We start from the raw sequence: 17,664 nt of genomic DNA on the forward strand, positions 1-17,664 counted from the left end.
AAGCAATTGAACGAGCGTAAAGCTTCACATTTGAACCATTCTGATCTGTGGGAAAAGTGGAAAGAACATGGAGATCTTGAAGCCAAGAAAACTTTGATTGAAAAGTATCTTCACATTGTAAATTATGTTTCCGGTCGCCTGGCAGTCGGTTTGCCTAAAAATGTTCCCAAAGATGATTTGGAGAGTAATGGCGTTATGGGATTGATTGATGCATTGGAAAAATTCGACTATGAACGTGGTCTACAATTTGAAACCTATGCATCATGGAGGGTCCGCGGAGCTATTCTTGATGGTCTGCGTCAAGGTGATTGGGTTCCGCGTTCTGTTCGGGAGAAGGCCAAGCGCATTGAAGACGCCTATCAACAGCTGGAACAAAGCTATCTCAGGTCCGTTAGTGATGAGGAAATGAGTGAGTATCTGGACGTGTCCACCAAAGATTTTCAACATATGCTTCAGGAAGTGGCGGTCATGTCACTTTGCTCGCTGGAGGACCCGATTCGTGAAGAAGAGTCTGAGACGCGTCTGTCTTTAATGGTGGATGAGAAAGCTAAAAATCCGGATTATAAAGTGAATGAGTTTTATTTAAAGGAAGCTTTGGTGCAAGGGCTGGACAAGTTGACGGTAAAAGAGCGGACAGTTGTTTCACTCTTGTATTACGAAGATCTTTCTCTTAGTGAAATCGCAGAGGTTATGTCACTTTCTCCGTCTCGTATATCCCAGTTACATTCCAAGGCAATATTACGATTACGCGGCACGTTGGACAAACAGAAAGATTTGTTGATGCGTAAAGATTAATAGAGAGAAGTAATATATTGGAGTATGGGGAGTGGAAAGTCTAAAAGGGGGAAGAACTGGAGTGACACAGCGGACTGCTTTGGAACAATGTTTAAACATTGTTTTATCGGACGACAAATGCACAGCCTACCTTGAGTTTTCCAAAGAGGAAGAAGGCTTTGCCTGCACGATCGATGAACTTGAACAATTTGTGGCGGAAAAGAGTATCAAGCAAGGTGTATTACGAGAGGCATTATTACTTTTTGTGAGTAACCCTGAAACCTATGTAAAAGATAAATACAAGATTGCCGAAGGTGTCGCTCCTATTCAGGGAACAGATGGATTCATCAAGATCCTGGTAGGGATGGATGATACGAACGAACGACGACCACTCGAATCGGAAGATGGAACTGTCGATTACAAAGAAGTGACCCGGTTAAACAATGTTCGCAGTGGTCAGATCATTGCAGAGCGAATCGCTCCTGGTGATGGCATACCAGGCAGGGCAGTAACAGGCGAGGAAATTCCTTACCGTTCCGGAAAAGAAGCTCGCTTTAAAGTCGGGAAAAACGTTGTGGTTAACCCGGACGGTTCTGCAATGTATGCTGCATTGGATGGGCTCGTTACCAAAACGGATGGTAATAAACTGAATGTATTTCCGGTTTATGAAGTCAATGGTGACGTTGACTACAATAATGGTAATATCGACTTTGTAGGCACAGTTGTCATACGAGGCAACGTACTTACCGGATTTAAAGTAAAAGCAGCAGGTGATATTCGTGTCGTCGGAGGTGTCGAAGGAGCGGACCTGGAAGCAGGTGGTTCAATCGAAATTACCGGTGGCATTATTGGTTATAACAAAGGACTGGTACAAGCAGGCCATAATGTTAAATGTACCTTTATTCAAGAAGGCAACGTGGATGCCGGTGAAGATGTTTTGGTTTCCCAAAGTATTATGCACTCTAATATTCGTGCTGGCCATGGTGTCATCTGTGCAGGTACCAAAGGTCTTATCGTTGGCGGCTCAATTCAGGCTGGTCAGAACGTCTCAGCGCGTGTTGTAGGCAACAGTATGTCCACGGTGACTGCCATTGAAGTTGGTGTGCTGCCGAAGCTGCGTAACGAACTGAATGATTTGCGCAAGGAAGTCAGAGAGCAGATGGATTCCTTGGACAAAACGAAGAAGGCTTTGACCTTGTTGGATCAGTTAGCTGCCGCTGGACAATTAAGCCCAGATAAGATGTCGATGCGAATCAAGTTGAGTGCTACGCAGAAATCGGCTCTTCGTGTGAGTGAAGAAACGAAAATGCGCATCTTTGAAATTGAAAAGGCACTTGAAGATACAAGCATGGCTCGTGTTGATATTTTGAAGGTGATTTATGGAGGCTCTAAAATAGTTATCGGCAGATACACGAAATTTATTAAAGATCCAGTCAGTCGAATTTCATTTTATTATCACGATGGCGATATTACGATGGTTCCATACGTTTAAGTACAGCATTCAGGCACATGAAGAAATCCATTCGAAACCGTGAGGTGAGCGTATGAGTTTCAAAGCAGTGGAGTTGCAGATTGCGGTACCACGAACAAGCGAGGCGGGACGTTATCAAAGTGAAGCCCAGCAGAGGCCGATTACAGATCAGAATCTCTTGGCAGAGCAAACGGCGAAAGAAGCAAACGAAGCAAGGCAAAGAAGTGAAGCAATGGACGAAACTTCACAGACTTCGGTGCGTGATGGTCATACCAATGATGGGGATCAGCAGAGCGGTTCCGATGGACAGGAAACTGCTCAGGTTCAGGAAACCGTCAAACCTGCAGAGCACCCGTACAAAGGAAAACATATTGATCTGTCTTTATAATAGATAATTGTGATGGACATGCAGTCTTGCGCACCGATGGTTGAATCAGAAGGAGAGAACCCAATTTGTCACCATGGATCATTATTGTCATCTTAGGAGCCTGCGCTATTGCCTACGCATATATCATGCCTAGGAAAAACAAGGCGCAGGAGCCAGGGCATCAACTGGTGCAGGAGATGGAATCTACGCTTGAGCATTACATGACCGAGATTGAAAATGATAATGATGCTCTCATTCAACGTGTGGCTGAGATGAAGGGAGAAGCGACAGCGGCGGATCAACGTTTGCAATCGCAACTCAAGGAATTACAGCAACGATTGGATCAGCTGGAACAGAACAACATAAACGAACCTCTTGCATCACATGTTCCACACTCAGGTAATGTACCCGTACAAGCTTCCGAAGGTTTGCAAGCACAAGCGCTCGTGAAAAGTGTGCAAGCAGAGGCGGCCCAACAGGCGTTAGAAGCAGATTTGCCGACCAGCAAAGTCGAATCTTTACCTGGGCGTGAATCGATTAAAGATCGATATGTAGAACTCTTTAATTTACATGCAGAGGGTAAGTCGATGGATGCCATATCCAAGCAGACAGGCATTCAGCGTGGTGAGGTACAGTTAATACTGCAACTGGCAGAACGGGAGGAAAGCTAAGTCATGGACAAGCGATCCTTATGGATTGGTCTGGGGAGCGGCATGATTATAGGTGCAGTTTTGCTTCAACTGGCCACAGTAGGACAAAATGCATTATCTGATAGTAACCTTGACCCTGAGCAGACTGCCAATATGACGAAAGAACAGCTGGAAACAGTCGCGAAAAGCCTGGATATGAAATTGGTAGGTTCTGAAGAAGAATTATACACAGAAGCAGAGTGGGTGGCAAAGAGAAAACAGGAGAGCAGTGAGTTGCAGGGGAATACAGCAACACCTCCTGAGACCGTAACCTCTACGGAGACACCTGCCGAGCCTGAGAAGCCACAAGATCCTGCTACAAGTGAAGTTGAAGGGCAGAAAGAAATAACTGAGCCGAAGACAACAGAACCTGCAACGCCGAGCAATCCGAAAGGTGCAACGGTATCGTTCAAAGTACGTTCAGGCAATAGTCTGGCGATCGTTGCAGCGAATCTAAAAACCGCTGGAATCGTTGATGATGCGCAAGCGTTCATAAAGGCTGGCAAAGCCGAGCGAATCAACACCAAAATCCAAGTGGGTACTTATGCGCTTGAAAAAGGCGAAAGCTTCAAATCCATTATCGCAAAAATTACAAAAGAACCGTCAAGCTGAGCATGCTCGGACAGGACGGTTTTTTGCATGTTTAATCGTATGATTTGAAAATCCAATATTAAGCAATGTTAAGTTTCAGTTGAAGTATAGAATGCTAGGTTAGAAGCAATAAGTATAGAAGTAGATTTAGTTTCAAAGAGTGTTGCATCAGGCTGTCAATTGTGCTATATTAGATAACGGTGTTAAAACACACGCATGTGCTAATTTTGTTGAGGGTGCTTTCCTTATGGAGAGTCTTGGCGAAAAATGATGCCGGCGGAGGACACAATAAAACCATACTAGGAGGTGTGTGAAGATGGCAGTAATCTCCATGAAGCAGCTTCTCGAAGCTGGGGTACACTTCGGTCACCAGACTCGTCGTTGGAACCCAAAAATGGATCGTTATATCTTCACTGAAAGAAACGGAATTTATATCATCGATTTGCAAAAAACGGTGAAAAAAGTCGAAGAGGCTTACAACTTCGTTAAAGGAATCGCAGGAGAGAATGGTAAAATTCTTTTCGTGGGTACTAAGAAACAAGCTCAAGATTCCGTTAAAGAAGAAGCTGAACGTGCTGGTCAATTCTACATTAACCAACGCTGGCTCGGCGGTACCCTGACTAACTTCCAAACTATTCAAAAACGTATTGATCGTTTGAAACAGTTGGAAGCTTGGGAAGAAGACGGTACATTCGCTGTATTGCCTAAAAAAGAAGTAATCTTGCTTCGCAAAGAAAAAGATCGTCTGGAGAAATTCTTGGGCGGTATTAAAAATATGAAAGGCCTGCCAAGCGCCCTGTTCATCATCGATCCACGCAAAGAGCGTATCGCTGTTGCGGAAGCTCGCAAATTGGGTATCCCAATTGTTGGTATCGTTGATACTAACTGCGATCCGGACGAGATCGATTATGTTATCCCAGGTAATGACGACGCGATCCGCGCTGTTAAATTGCTGACAGGTAAAATGGCTGATGCTGTAATCGAAGCTAACCAAGGCGAAGAAACTTCCGCTTAATAGATTCGAACATATGCAATAAACTAAATGAAAAGGGTGGTTGGCAGGTGGATAACCTCTCACTGCCCTTTTTTTAGAGTGTACGTACAATACTTAATTTTGGAGGGAATTTATAATGGCAGTTAATGCGAGTGCAGTAAAAGAACTTCGCGAAAGAACGGGCGCTGGTATGCTCGATTGTAAGAAAGCACTGGAAGAAGCAAACGGTGATGTAACGAAAGCAGCTGAATTGTTGCGTGAGAAAGGTCTTTCTGCAGCAGCAAGCAAAGCAGGCCGTGCAGCAACTGAAGGCGTTGTAGAATCTTACATCCACGCTGGTGGACGTATTGGTGTCCTGGTTGAAGTTAACTGTGAAACAGACTTCGTTGGTAAAACGGATCAATTTAAGGATTTCGTTAAAGATGTAGCTATGCAAATCGCTGCAGCTAATCCTAAATTCGTTACACGCGAAGAAGTTCCTACAGAAGAGCTGGAAAAAGAAAAAGAAATCTTGAAAGCTCAAGCTCTTAACGAAGGCAAACCAGAGAAAATCATTGAAAAAATGGTTGAAGGCCGTATCGGTAAATACTACGAAGAGTACTGCCTGATGGAACAAACTTTCGTTAAAGATCCAGACAAAACGATTTCCCAATTGCTGAACGAAAAAATCAGCCAAATCGGTGAAAATATCTCCATCCGTCGTTTCGTTCGTTACGAACTGGGTGAAGGTCTTGAGAAAAAAGTTGACAACTTCGTAGAAGAAGTAATGTCCCAAGTAAACAAATAAGACGGTTTTATAAACCGGCAAGCAGGATTGATTTTCGAAGATATAAGAATGATGAAACTTCGAAGCGTAAACTCCCTTATATCCCAGGAAAACAGTGCCTCACCGGTTAAACGTTTTTCCTAAAAGAGCGGAACACAACTGTGTTCCTTTCTTTTTAAGCAGGAGGCCATGCGCGAGAAGTTTTGTTGGTTGAACACCGAGCGTGTTCAATTCAAAGTGGAGGGTGAATAATTGGAACAGCCAGTATTTAAACGTGTTGTCTTAAAGGTCAGCGGAGAGTCCCTTTCCGGTCAAAACGGCTACGGTATTGATGCAGACACGATCTCATCGATTGCCCAACAGGTAAAAGAGGTTGTTGCACTTGGTGTTCAAGTTGCTATTGTATGTGGCGGCGGAAACATCTGGCGTGGAATTGCCGGTAGCGAAAACGGCATCGATCGTGCAACTGCAGATTATATGGGTATGCTGGCGACAGTAATGAACTCGTTAGCACTCCAGGATGCATTGGAACAGATTGAAGTACCTACGCGTGTACAGACATCAATTGCAATGCAACAGATTGCAGAGCCTTATATTCGTCGTAGAGCTATTCGTCATCTGGAGAAAGGCCGGGTCGTTATTTTTGCAGCAGGCACAGGTAACCCGTTCTTTTCCACTGATACAACAGCAGCACTGCGCGCAGCGGAGATTGAAGCAGAAGTTATCTTGATGGCCAAAAACAAAGTCGATGGTGTATACTCAGCAGATCCGTTTAAGGACAGTACAGCTGTGAAATTTGATCAGTTGACTTACATGGATATTCTTAACAAAGACCTTGGTGTAATGGATTCGACGGCATCCTCGCTTTGTAAGGACAACAACATCCCGTTGATCGTATTTGCCATTACAGAACAAGGTAACATCAAGCGTGTTGTTCTGGGTGAACGTATCGGAACAATCGTTAAAGGGAGTGTAGATTAATGCCACAAGCGGTTAAACAACATGCCGAAGAGCGTATGGAAAAAGCAATTCAAGCATTGCGTCGTGACCTGGCTACTTTGCGTGCAGGCCGTGCAACTCCAGCTCTTCTGGACCGAATTCAGGTAGAGTATTATGGGGCTATGACGCCATTGAATCAACTCGCTAATATCAGTACTCCGGATTCCCGTACACTGATGATTCAGCCTTGGGACAAATCTTCCATGGGTGATATCGAGCGTGCCATCATGAAATCGGATCTGGGACTTACCCCAGCGAATGATGGTAGCATGATCCGTTTGTCTATTCCGGCATTGACGGAAGAACGCAGAGCGGAACTTGTGAAGTTGACGAAGAAGTTCGGTGAAGAAGGTAAAGTAGCGATTCGTAACATTCGCCGTGATGCGAATGATGACATTAAGAAAATGGAGAAGTCAGACATTTCCGAGGATGAATCCCGGAGACATCAGGACGATATCCAAAAATCGACCGACAAGTATATTGCTGAAGTCGATAAGGTACTCGCTGCCAAAGAAAAAGAAATCATGGAAGTGTAAGACAAGCGCAGCCCCTCCAATACGGTGGGGTTTTGTCTCTTTTTCCAAGCTTCAGATGAAGAAACTTCAGGGATTTTGGAGGAACAGGAATGATCAAACGGGTTCGGTCGTGGTGGAATGGGGCTGACAAGCAGGAAACGCTGACTATATCCGAGGACAATATCCCGCAGCACGTCGCCATCATCATGGACGGCAATGGACGATGGGCCAAACGTTTGGGACTCCCGCGTATAGCCGGGCACCAAAATGGCATGAAGGCGGTCAAACGTGCAACCATCGCGGCGGATGAACTGGGCATCAAATATCTGACGATGTACGCTTTTTCGACAGAAAACTGGACGCGTCCAAAAGAAGAAGTGGATTTTCTGATGCGACTTCCGCAAGAATTTCTGGCTATAGAGCTGGATGAACTTATAGAAAAAAATGTGCGCATTCGCATGATGGGCCAAGAGGAACATTTACCTTCTCATACCATCAATGCCTTGCGGGAAGCCATTCGTCTTACGGAACATAATACAGGTCTCGTTTTGAACTTTGCAATGAACTACGGAAGTCGTCGCGAAATGACGGACTGTGTTAAACAGATCGCTCTGCAGGTGAAATCGGGGGAACTATCGGCAGAGGACATAACACCTGAACTCATTGATAGGCATATGCTGACGGTTGACATGCCCGATCCGGATCTGCTGATCCGGACGAGTGGAGAGTTGAGATTAAGCAACTTTATGCTTTGGCAGCTTGCATATAGTGAATTATGGTTTACGGATATATACTGGCCCGAATTTGGCAAAAAGCATTTGCTTGAAGCAGTAGCCGAATATCAGCGCAGAACAAGGCGTTACGGCGGTTTGAAATAGATGGAGGATGAAGCCGTTGAAACAGCGATTAACGACAGGAATCATAGCAGGTGTGTTGTTTTTAGGTTTTTGCATGCTGGGCGGACCCTGGTACCATGGTTTGGTATTGCTTATGGCTCTCATCGGTTATTATGAATTTGTTAAAATGACCGGGGTGATGCCTTTTTCAGGTGTGGCCCTGATTGGATATGCTGGTGTGTTTGCCATTGTATTTCCTTGGGAAATGCTTTGGGAGGCAAGACCGCTATCCTTATTTCAGGTCATCTGGATTGTAATGCTTGTACTGATGACAGCTTCAGTTGTCACCAAGAATAAGGTTCCCGTAAATACAGTAGCCATGCTTTTCCTCGGCGTGCTGTATATAGGGATCGGTTTCTATTACATTGCAGAATCCAGACATCTGCATCATGGATTGTTCTGGACGTTCCTGTTGCTGGGCTCCATATGGGCCAGTGATGCAGGGGCTTATTTTGTAGGGAAACTCATTGGTAAAAACAAACTCTGGCCTTCCATCAGTCCAAACAAGACTATAGAGGGTGCACTGGGTGGCATCGTGATTGCAATTGTCACTTCGGTTGTTTTTGCATTAGTGTCAGATGGTCTGCTTTCCTGGCAGAGAGCGATCGTGATCGGAATTGCCTGTGCAGTCGTAGGTCAGATGGGTGACTTGATCCAGTCTGCATACAAACGTGTATATAATATCAAGGATTCAGGTAGTCTTCTCCCAGGGCATGGAGGCATTCTTGATCGGTGCGACAGCTGGATTGTTGTGTTTCCATTCGTACATATACTAATGCTACTGCCCTACTAAAGAAGAACATGAGCCTGAGATAACAGCCTTGTTCGCCGTAGGCATTGGATAATTAAAGATGAGGTGCAGCATGAAAAAAATTGCGATTCTCGGGTCGACCGGTTCCATCGGAACCCAGACACTAGATGTAGTAGACATGCATCCGGAACTCTTTCAAGTGGAGGGACTGGCTGCCGGAGGCAATACAGACTTGCTGATCGAACAAACCAAACGTTACCGACCGAAGAAAGTATCGGTGGGTTCCAAAGAATTGGCTGAGAAGGTAGCTCCACATTTGCCTGCAGGAACGCAACTATTTTACGGCAACGAAGGACTCGTAGAAGTTGCGGCAGGAACCGATGCGCATACGGTTGTTACAGCGGTGGTGGGCAGTGTTGGATTGGAGTCAACGCTTGCTGCCATAGATGCAGGCAAACAGATCGGACTGGCCAACAAGGAGACATTGGTTACAGCGGGGCATATCGTCACGACAAGAGCCGCTGCCAAAGGAGTCTCTTTACTGCCCGTTGATAGTGAGCACTCTGCTATATTCCAATGCTTAAATGGTGAAAACAGAGATCGCCTGACAGGCATAACGCTCACCGCTTCAGGTGGATCATTCCGTGATCTTACCCGTGAACAGTTGAAGAACGTGACTATAGAGGATGCACTTAAGCATCCGAATTGGTCAATGGGCTCCAAAATCACGATAGACTCGGCAACGATGGTAAACAAGGGGCTTGAGGTCATTGAAGCACATTGGTTATTTGGTCTTCGATATGATCAGATTAATGTATTGCTTCACCCGGAGAGCGTTATTCATTCCTATGTGGAATTTGATGACACCAGCATCATCGCTCAACTGGGGAATCCGGATATGCGAGTTCCCATTCAATATGCACTGACTTACCCTGATCGCTTACCATCACCAGCACAGCGTCTGTCTCTTGCTCAAGCTGGGAAATTACATTTCCGTGAGATGGATATGGAACGTTTCCCGTGTTTAAGAATGGCGTATGAGTGTGGTAAAATGGGAGGAACCGCAACAACGGCGTTTAATGCAGCCAACGAGGTTGCTGTAGCCCGTTTCTTGCGTAAAGAGATTTCATTCCTTAAAATAGAAGATATTATTGCTTCTGTGCTGGAAGCACACCACAATGTGGACGAGCCTGATCTGCAGGAGATCGCCCGATGTGATCAGGAGAGTCGTAAGCTTGCGTCCAGTCTGTGATCTCTTTTTTCATAACAAAATGGAAGAAGTGATTCTCTTGTGCGGCATCAGAGAATAATGATAATCTAGAGGGACAGACTGCGGTATGTGCCGTGAAGGAGGATGGATAGGGATTGGAAACCATACAAGTGGTATTTCTAACGGTGCTCATGTTCTTTGTCATCGTGACGGTTCATGAATGGGGGCATTATTACTTTGCCAAACGCGCCGGTATTCTTGTACGGGAATTTGCGATCGGTTTTGGTCCCAAATTGTTCTCATATAAAAGAAACGAGACCCAGTTTACATTGCGTTTGTTGCCTTTTGGTGGGTATGCACGGATGGCAGGGGAAGATCCAGAACTGGTAGAGATCCAGGAAGGACAGACCATTGCGGTAAGATCTGCAGATGACCAGGTGAAGATGATCTATCTGGACCAGCTGGATAACCGAAAAAATGTAATACGTGGTGAAGTCATCTCCATTGATATGGAGAGAGCCCTGAAGCTTCAACTCGATGTAGATGGAGAGATTCAGGAGTATCGTATACATCCCCAAGCGATGTTGGTAAGTCGTGGTAAACAAACGCAGATTGCACCGAAAGATCGTCAATTCGGTAGCAAAACCGTTGGACAGCGTGCATTGGCTATTTTTGCGGGACCGTTGATGAACTTTATCTTGGCTTTTGTGCTGTTTGCTGTATATGCGCAGATGGCGGGAGTTCCAGTGGAGAATCCGAAGAATCTTGAAATTGGTGAAGTGCTTGAAGGTGGGGCAGCCGATCAGGCGAACCTGCAAAAGGGTGATATTATCGAAACCATCAATGGTACTGCTATTGGTACGGATTCACAAAAAATGGTGACGATGATTGCCGATTCCAAGGATAAGCCGATGGAATGGACGCTGCGCCGAGGGAATGAAACGTTTAATATAACGATTACTCCACGTGCTGTAGAAGGACAAGAGGGCGGAAAAGTGGGAATCGTACCTACATTACCGACTCGATCTGTTGGGTTTGTAGAGACCTTTACGGTATCAGGTGTAGCTATGGTTGATACAACCAAAGTGATTTTTGAAGGGTTCAAACATCTGATCAATCAATTCAACATGGACGATATTGGTGGGCCGGTTCGTACGTTTGAAGTGACAGGGCAAATTGCTAAACAAGGAATTGAACAGTTAACGAGATGGGCAGCCATTTTGAGTCTGTACCTTGGGATTTTCAACCTGTTACCAATACCAGCACTGGACGGAAGCCGTCTGGTATTTTTGGGAATCGAAGCGCTGCGCGGCAGACCTGTTGATCCAAACCGCGAAGGCATGGTGCATTTCATTGGATTTGCGATGCTGTTTGTATTGATGCTGGCAGTAACTTACAATGATATATTACGTTTAATTAACGGATAATTACGGTTGGACTACGCTCTGGACTTTCAGAGATAGTCGTTATGGGAGGACGCTGGAGTCTTATGTCAAAGGAAAATGATAAACAGTTCGTGACTGAAATCACACCACAGGGTGAGGATTTCTCACGCTGGTATATTGATGTTATCAAAAAAGCTGATCTCATGGACTATGCACCCGTACGCGGTTGTATTGTGTTCAAACCAGACGGTTTTGAGATCTGGGAACACATCAAGGATGAGTTGGATCGTCGTTTCCGGGAAACCGGTCATCGCAATGCATATTTCCCGATGTTCATTCCTGAGAGCTTCTTTCAAAAGGAAAAAGAGCACGTGGAAGGCTTTAACCCTGAATTACCGTGGGTTACAGAAGCTGGGGGAGAGAAGCTGGAAGAACGTCTGGCAATCCGTCCTACATCCGAGACGATTATTGGTCACATGTATTCCAAGTGGATTCAGTCTTATCGGGATCTTCCGGTACTGATCAACCAGTGGGCCAACGTAGTTCGTTGGGAAAAAAGAACGTTGCCGTTCCTTCGCACAAGTGAATTCCTGTGGCAGGAAGGTCACACTGCGCATGAGACAGAAGAAGAAGCACGTGAAGAAACGATGAAAATGCTGGAGATTTATCGTGAAGTGGTTGAGGAGTATTTGGCTATTCCTGTAATTGTAGGTCAGAAAACCAAATCCGAGAAATTTGCGGGTGCGGTGGATACGTACTCAATCGAAGCCATGATGAAGGATGGACGTGCTGTACAAGCAGGTACATCACACTACATGGGAACGAACTTTGCAAAAGCATTTGAAATCCAGTATCTTAGCCGGAACAATGTCCTGGAACTGGCTTACACCACCTCATGGGGAGTAAGCACACGGTTGATTGGTGCATTGATTATGGTTCACGGAGATGACCGTGGTCTCGTACTTCCTCCTAAAGTAGCACCTACGCAAGTGGTCATGATTCCAATTGGACCTCCGAAAACACGTGATGCTGTTGTGGGACGCGCAGATGAGTTGTTCACTGAGTTGAAAAAAGCTGGAGTTCGTGTGAAAATGGATGATCGCAGCGATGTTCGCCCAGGTTGGAAATTCAATGAATACGAGATGCGCGGTGTTCCGATTCGTCTGGAGATTGGTCCACGTGATATGGAAAATGGCGTTTGTGTGCTCGTATCACGCATCACAGGTGAGAAAAAAGTGGTAGAACAAGCGAACCTGGTAGAAGAAATCCAGTCTATGCTGACACAGATCCAGGTAGATATGCTGGAACGTGCCCGCACATTTATGTCGGATAACTTCTATTCCGTGGATACACTGGATGAAATGAAAGAACAGATGGAAAATAAACGCGGGTTTACACTGGCTGGATGGTGTGGTTCAGAAGCTTGCGAAGATAAAGTAAGAGAAGTTACAGGTGCAACAAGCCGGAACATTCCGTTCCAGCCTGCGGAAGAAAAGCATACGTGCCTAGCTTGTGGTGAACAGGCAGAACACACGGTTGTGTTTGCAAGAGCGTATTAAGTCAGGATAACCTGGCTATATACTTTGAACTAAACATTTACATGAGAACGTAGAGAACAGAAATAGCCTGAAGAAGCGGAGCGTTCGCCTTTATCCCCGGATTTTCCCCTTTGTAAAAGGGAATCAAAAAATCTGGGGATAACAGCGATCGGAAGGTTGTTCTGTTATCGGAGTGGTAAGTGTAAATATCTTTTTGTTCAATTTATATAATGGCACGTACGGACTGTAAGGGTAATGAATGGAGAGCTTCTGTCGGATAAAATGAGTCGGTGCGAGTTCGGATCGGTGACATTTTTGAATGCAGGGGCTTTTCATGTTTTAAAGGGGGTACAAGGAGGAACACGATGAGCGGATTCGAGGAGAAGAGAAAACGGTTTGAGTTGTTGATGAAGCAGGCAGAGCTACCGGCTGGTCTGTTAGAGCCCTATTTTTTGGATGGATGGATTGAACAAGTAGAGACCAATCGGAGTAATCGGGAGTGGAATATTCTAATTGCGAAGGATACGTTGGTACCCGCTCCAATCTATCGCACTTTTTGTCTGCATATTCAGGAGAAGATGAATCACATCGCCAAAATTTCATTTGGCTTCAAATATACGGACAAGGTACAGAATGGCGATATCGTCAGTGAATATTGGAATCTGTTTCTGGAGTGGGTTACCCGTGAGATTCCATCTGTAAATGGTTGGATGAACCGGACAACTTTTGAATGTGAAGAGGATCTCCTACAACTGACAATGAGTGATGCAACGTCGATGGAATTGGCTCGTAAGAAACAGATTGATCAGGCTATTACGAAATTCTATGACAAGTATTTTCATTTACCGCTCCGCATCAAGATGCAAGTGGGCGAAGTGGCCAACAATAAAGAGGCGATGGAGCAGTTCCAGGCCAAAAAACGTGTTGAGGAACTTGAGGTCATCGAGAAGATGATGAGTGAAGTCGACACAGAAATCCCGGTCGATGAGGAACAGGGCGATGTGCGTTTGCAAATGGGTTATGATATCAAGGAGCCGGCAGTGCCTATGCAGGAGATCCAGGATGAAGAGAAAAAGGTTACGCTTCAAGGTTCGGTGTTTGGTCTGGATCGTAAAGAACTGCGAAACGGAAATACACTGTTTACATTCTATCTAACTGACTTCACGGACTCCATGCAAATGAAGATGTTTGCCAAAACAAAAGAGGATGTTAAAATTCTCAGTTTGCTGGCTAACGGTAAATGGGTAAAAGTGCGTGGCCGTGTAGAATATGACCGGTTTATGCAAATTCCTGAACTCGCCATGATTCCTTCGGATCTGATTGAAGTCAAAGCACCGCCATCTCGCAAAGACAATGCACCAGAGAAACGGGTGGAGTTCCATTTGCACTCTACGATGAGTACGATGGATGCTGTAACTTCGATCGACAAATATGTGAAAATGGCAGCTGAGTGGGGACATAAGGCGATTGCTGTCAGTGATCATGGTGGTGTACAGGTATATCCCGAGGCTTCCAAGGCTGCTAAGAAAAACGGGATTAAAATGATCTACGGCCTTGAGGCCAATGTGGTGAATGACTCCGTTGCGGTCGTCATGGCTCCACAGCCGTTGGATCTCCAAACAGCGACATACATCGTATTTGATATCGAGACCACGGGTTTGTCGGTAACACAGAATAAAATCATTGAGATTGCAGCAGTGAAGATGCAAGAAGGTAAAGAAATCGACCGTTTTGCGACGTTTGTTAATCCGCATGAACGCATTCCCTACAACATTCAGCAATTGACTAATATTAATGATGACATGGTGAAAGACGCACCTGAGCTGGAGCCTGTTATCCGTGATTTTGTGCAGTTTGCTGGTGATGGTGTACTTGTTGCGCATAATGCACGTTTTGATATGGGCTTTATCCAAGCTTCCCTGAAACAAATTGGATTGCCTGAGCTACCTAACCCTGTCCTTGACACGTTGGAACTGGCGCGATTGTTATTTCCAAAAAATAAAAACCACCGTCTGAATACGATGGCGGATAAATATAAGGTCGGACTCGAAAGCCATCACCGGGCCATTGATGATACGGTTGCACTCGCAGGTATACTGATCGGATTATTAAATGATGCTGCCCAGATGAAAGGATTGACGAGACTCGATCGCTTGAACGATTATGTCGGTGTCGACTTGTCGAATACAAGACCTTTCCATTGCGGAATCTACGCACTGAATGATATCGGCAAGAAAAACCTATATAAACTGGTATCTCTCTCTCATACGGAACATTTCAAGCGGGTACCGTGCATTCCCAAATCGAAACTGATCAATTTGCGTGAAGGCCTCGTTATTATATCGGGTTGTGAAAAAGGTGAATTCTTCGAAGCGGTGCTTAACAAGTCGCTTGAAGAAGCGGAAGAGATCGCCGAGTTCTATGACATACTGGAAATCCAACCACTTACAATGTATATGCATCTGGTGGATAAAGGTTTGGTGGCTACTCCTGAAGAGATCAAGACAGCAATCCGTAAAGTCATTGATATCGGGACGAAGCTGTCTAAACCAGTTATTGCCACAGGTAATGTTCATTACTTGGAACCTCGGGACAAACTATATCGGGATATCACCATTCACGGAATTACAGGATTTAGTCCACTGAAGGATCAACGTAAACCGGATGCACATCTTAGAACGACAGAGGAAATGCTGGAAGAGTTCAAGTTCCTAGGTCAAGACAAAGCTTACGAAGTCGTCGTTACCAATACAATTGAATTGTCTGACCGATTTGAGGAAATTAAGTTGTTCCCGGACAAACTGTTTACTCCGATTCTGGAGGGTGCGGACGATGAAATCCGTAATACTTGCTATGACACAGCCAAGTCTATCTATGGCGAGGAATTACCGGAAGTGATCGTGGCACGACTGGAGAAAGAACTGATACCAATTATTAAATACGGTTTCTCTGCCAACTATCTGATCTCGGAACGATTGGTTAAAAAATCGAATCAGGATGGGTATCTCGTAGGTTCGCGGGGATCGGTTGGTTCCTCTGTTGTTGCTACATTCCTGGGTATATCCGAAGTTAATCCATTGCCTGCTCATTATATTTGTGTGAATTCGGAATGCAAACACAGCGAGTGGTTCTTGGATGGTAGTGTTCGGAGTGGATTTGACCTTCCCGAGAAAGAATGTCCGGATTGTGGTAATACACTTAAAGGAGAAGGCCAAGATATCCCGTTTGAGACTTTCCTTGGATTCAAAGGAGATAAAGTTCCCGATATTGACTTGAACTTCTCGGGTGATTATCAGCCTCATGCTCATAACTATACGAAAGTATTGTTTAGTGAAAAGAGCGTTTTCCGTGCGGGGACCATTGGTACGGTGGCTGAGAAAACCGCATTTGGTTTTGCCAAAAAGTATGAAGAAGAACATCACAAGAAATGGCGCGGAGCTGAGTTGAATCGTTTGGCTTCTGGGTGCACTGGGGTGAAACGGAGTACTGGACAGCATCCCGGCGGTATTGTCGTTGTGCCTGATTATATTGAGGTCGAAGACGTTACACCTGTTCAGTTCCCAGCTGATGACGTTAATGCGGAGTGGAAAACAACACACTTTGATTATCATGCTTTTGAAGAAAACTTGCTGAAACTTGATATTCTGGGGCACGATGATCCGACTATGATGCGGATGCTACAGGATTTGACAGGAATTGACCCGACGACCATTCCGATGAATGATCCCAAAGTCATGAGTATGTTTAACTCAACCGAAGCTTTGGGCGTTACACCGGAACAGATTCGGTCACCAGTAGCAACATTTGGCGTGCCGGAGATGGGAACGAAGTTCGTACGTCAAATGCTTGTCGAATCCCAGCCGACGTCTTTTGCCGATTTACTGCAAATTTCCGGTTTGTCCCATGGTACAGGGGTATGGCTTGGAAACGCTCAGGATTTGATTAAAAACGGAACATGCAACATTAAGACGGTAATCGGTTGTCGGGATGACATCATGTTGTTCCTGATCTATAAAACGGGAATGGACGCAAGTCTGGCCTTTAAGATTACTGAGAGTGTTCGTAAGGGACGTGGTTTGCCACAGGAATGGATTGACGAGATGAAGAATTGTAAAGTGCCTCAATGGTACATTGATTCTTGTCTCAAAATCCAGTACATGTTCCCGAAGGCTCACGCGGCCGCTTATGTTATTTCGGCAGTACGTACAGCATTCTTCAAGCTATATCATCCGATTGAATATTACGCTACCTACTTTACGGTTCGGGCGGATGAGATCGATATCGAACTGATGTGTCAGGGATATGACGCAATTTACCGAAAAATTACGGAGATCGAGCAATTAGGTTTCCAGGCACCGCCGAAAGAGAAAAACATGCTACCTGTCCTTGAAATGGGTCTGGAAATGGCAGCACGCGGATTCTCGCTGAAACCTATTGACTTATATCGTTCGGAAGCGACGAAGTTCATCGTTGACGGAAAAACACTAATCCCTCCATTTTCAGCTTTGGCAGGAATTGGGGATAATGCTGCTCGCAATATTGCTGCAGCTAGAGATCATGGTGAATTCCTGTCGGTGGAAGATTTCCAGCAGAAATCGAAAGCGAGTAAGACAATTGTTGAACTCCTGTCGAATATGGGATGTTTCCGAGGCTTGCCAGAGAGCAACCAGCTTTCCTTGTTCTAGGATCAGATTTGAATTCGGGAACAGGCATTAATC

General features: G+C 45.2%; 15 protein-coding genes. All 15 read left to right on the plus strand.

Features of this window, described 5'->3' with window-relative positions; genetic code table 11:
- Window positions 1-6: 6 nt before the first annotated feature.
- The 15 genes from MKX75_RS10970 (at window position 7) to MKX75_RS11040 (ending at window position 17,631) form a co-directional block, all read left to right on the plus strand.
- Window positions 7-795 carry a FliA/WhiG family RNA polymerase sigma factor gene (locus tag MKX75_RS10970; RefSeq protein WP_017689160.1) on the plus strand — a complete coding sequence of 263 codons (789 nt, stop codon included), beginning with the start codon at window positions 7-9 and terminating at the stop codon, window positions 793-795.
- Window positions 796-856: 61 nt separating this feature from the next.
- Complete coding sequence (locus tag MKX75_RS10975) at window positions 857-2,266, plus strand: FapA family protein (RefSeq protein ID WP_076330683.1); 1,410 nt, start codon at window positions 857-859, stop codon at window positions 2,264-2,266.
- Between the two features lie 52 nt (window positions 2,267-2,318).
- A complete protein-coding gene (locus tag MKX75_RS10980; RefSeq protein WP_062833816.1) occupies window positions 2,319-2,633 on the plus strand; it encodes a hypothetical protein in 315 nt (104 codons plus the stop codon).
- Window positions 2,634-2,698: 65 nt separating this feature from the next.
- Entirely contained in the window at window positions 2,699-3,283 is a 585-nt protein-coding gene (locus tag MKX75_RS10985; RefSeq protein WP_076330684.1) for a hypothetical protein, read from the plus strand.
- Between the two features lie 3 nt (window positions 3,284-3,286).
- A complete protein-coding gene (locus tag MKX75_RS10990) occupies window positions 3,287-3,913 on the plus strand; it encodes an endolytic transglycosylase MltG (protein WP_076330685.1) in 627 nt (208 codons plus the stop codon).
- A 295-nt stretch (window positions 3,914-4,208) separates the two neighbouring features.
- Window positions 4,209-4,907 carry a 30S ribosomal protein S2 gene (rpsB, locus tag MKX75_RS10995; RefSeq protein WP_017689155.1) on the plus strand — a complete coding sequence of 233 codons (699 nt, stop codon included), beginning with the start codon at window positions 4,209-4,211 and terminating at the stop codon, window positions 4,905-4,907.
- Window positions 4,908-5,022: 115 nt separating this feature from the next.
- Entirely contained in the window at window positions 5,023-5,673 is a 651-nt protein-coding gene (gene tsf / locus MKX75_RS11000; RefSeq protein ID WP_062833819.1) for a translation elongation factor Ts, read from the plus strand.
- Between the two features lie 231 nt (window positions 5,674-5,904).
- Window positions 5,905-6,633 (plus strand): UMP kinase, encoded by a 729-nt coding sequence (gene pyrH, locus MKX75_RS11005; protein WP_017689153.1) that lies wholly within the window; start codon window positions 5,905-5,907, stop codon window positions 6,631-6,633.
- The gene (gene frr / locus MKX75_RS11010) at window positions 6,633-7,187 is read left to right on the plus strand and encodes a ribosome recycling factor (RefSeq protein WP_062833820.1); all 555 of its coding nucleotides are present in this window, start codon (window positions 6,633-6,635) and stop codon (window positions 7,185-7,187) included. The genes pyrH and frr overlap by 1 nt, the downstream gene beginning before the upstream one ends.
- An 89-nt stretch (window positions 7,188-7,276) precedes the next feature.
- Window positions 7,277-8,044 (plus strand): isoprenyl transferase, encoded by a 768-nt coding sequence (locus tag MKX75_RS11015; RefSeq protein WP_017689151.1) that lies wholly within the window; start codon window positions 7,277-7,279, stop codon window positions 8,042-8,044.
- 16 nt (window positions 8,045-8,060) lie between these two features.
- Window positions 8,061-8,855: a phosphatidate cytidylyltransferase gene (locus tag MKX75_RS11020; RefSeq protein WP_062833821.1), complete on the plus strand. Its 795-nt coding sequence runs from the start codon at window positions 8,061-8,063 to the stop codon at window positions 8,853-8,855.
- Window positions 8,856-8,925: 70 nt separating this feature from the next.
- Window positions 8,926-10,065 (plus strand): 1-deoxy-D-xylulose-5-phosphate reductoisomerase, encoded by a 1,140-nt coding sequence (locus MKX75_RS11025; RefSeq protein ID WP_339169604.1) that lies wholly within the window; start codon window positions 8,926-8,928, stop codon window positions 10,063-10,065.
- A gap of 113 nt (window positions 10,066-10,178) precedes the next feature.
- The gene (gene rseP, locus MKX75_RS11030) at window positions 10,179-11,450 is read left to right on the plus strand and encodes an RIP metalloprotease RseP (RefSeq protein WP_062833823.1); all 1,272 of its coding nucleotides are present in this window, start codon (window positions 10,179-10,181) and stop codon (window positions 11,448-11,450) included.
- Between the two features lie 62 nt (window positions 11,451-11,512).
- Window positions 11,513-12,967, plus strand: coding sequence for a proline--tRNA ligase (proS, locus tag MKX75_RS11035; RefSeq protein ID WP_339169605.1), 1,455 nt, complete (start codon window positions 11,513-11,515; stop codon window positions 12,965-12,967).
- 344 nt (window positions 12,968-13,311) lie between these two features.
- The gene (locus tag MKX75_RS11040) at window positions 13,312-17,631 is read left to right on the plus strand and encodes a PolC-type DNA polymerase III (protein WP_339169606.1); all 4,320 of its coding nucleotides are present in this window, start codon (window positions 13,312-13,314) and stop codon (window positions 17,629-17,631) included.
- Window positions 17,632-17,664: the final 33 nt, after the last annotated feature.

It is taken from the genome of Paenibacillus sp. FSL R5-0341 (assembly GCF_037975235.1).
GTDB classification, from domain to species: Bacteria; Bacillota; Bacilli; order Paenibacillales; family Paenibacillaceae; genus Paenibacillus; species Paenibacillus amylolyticus_A.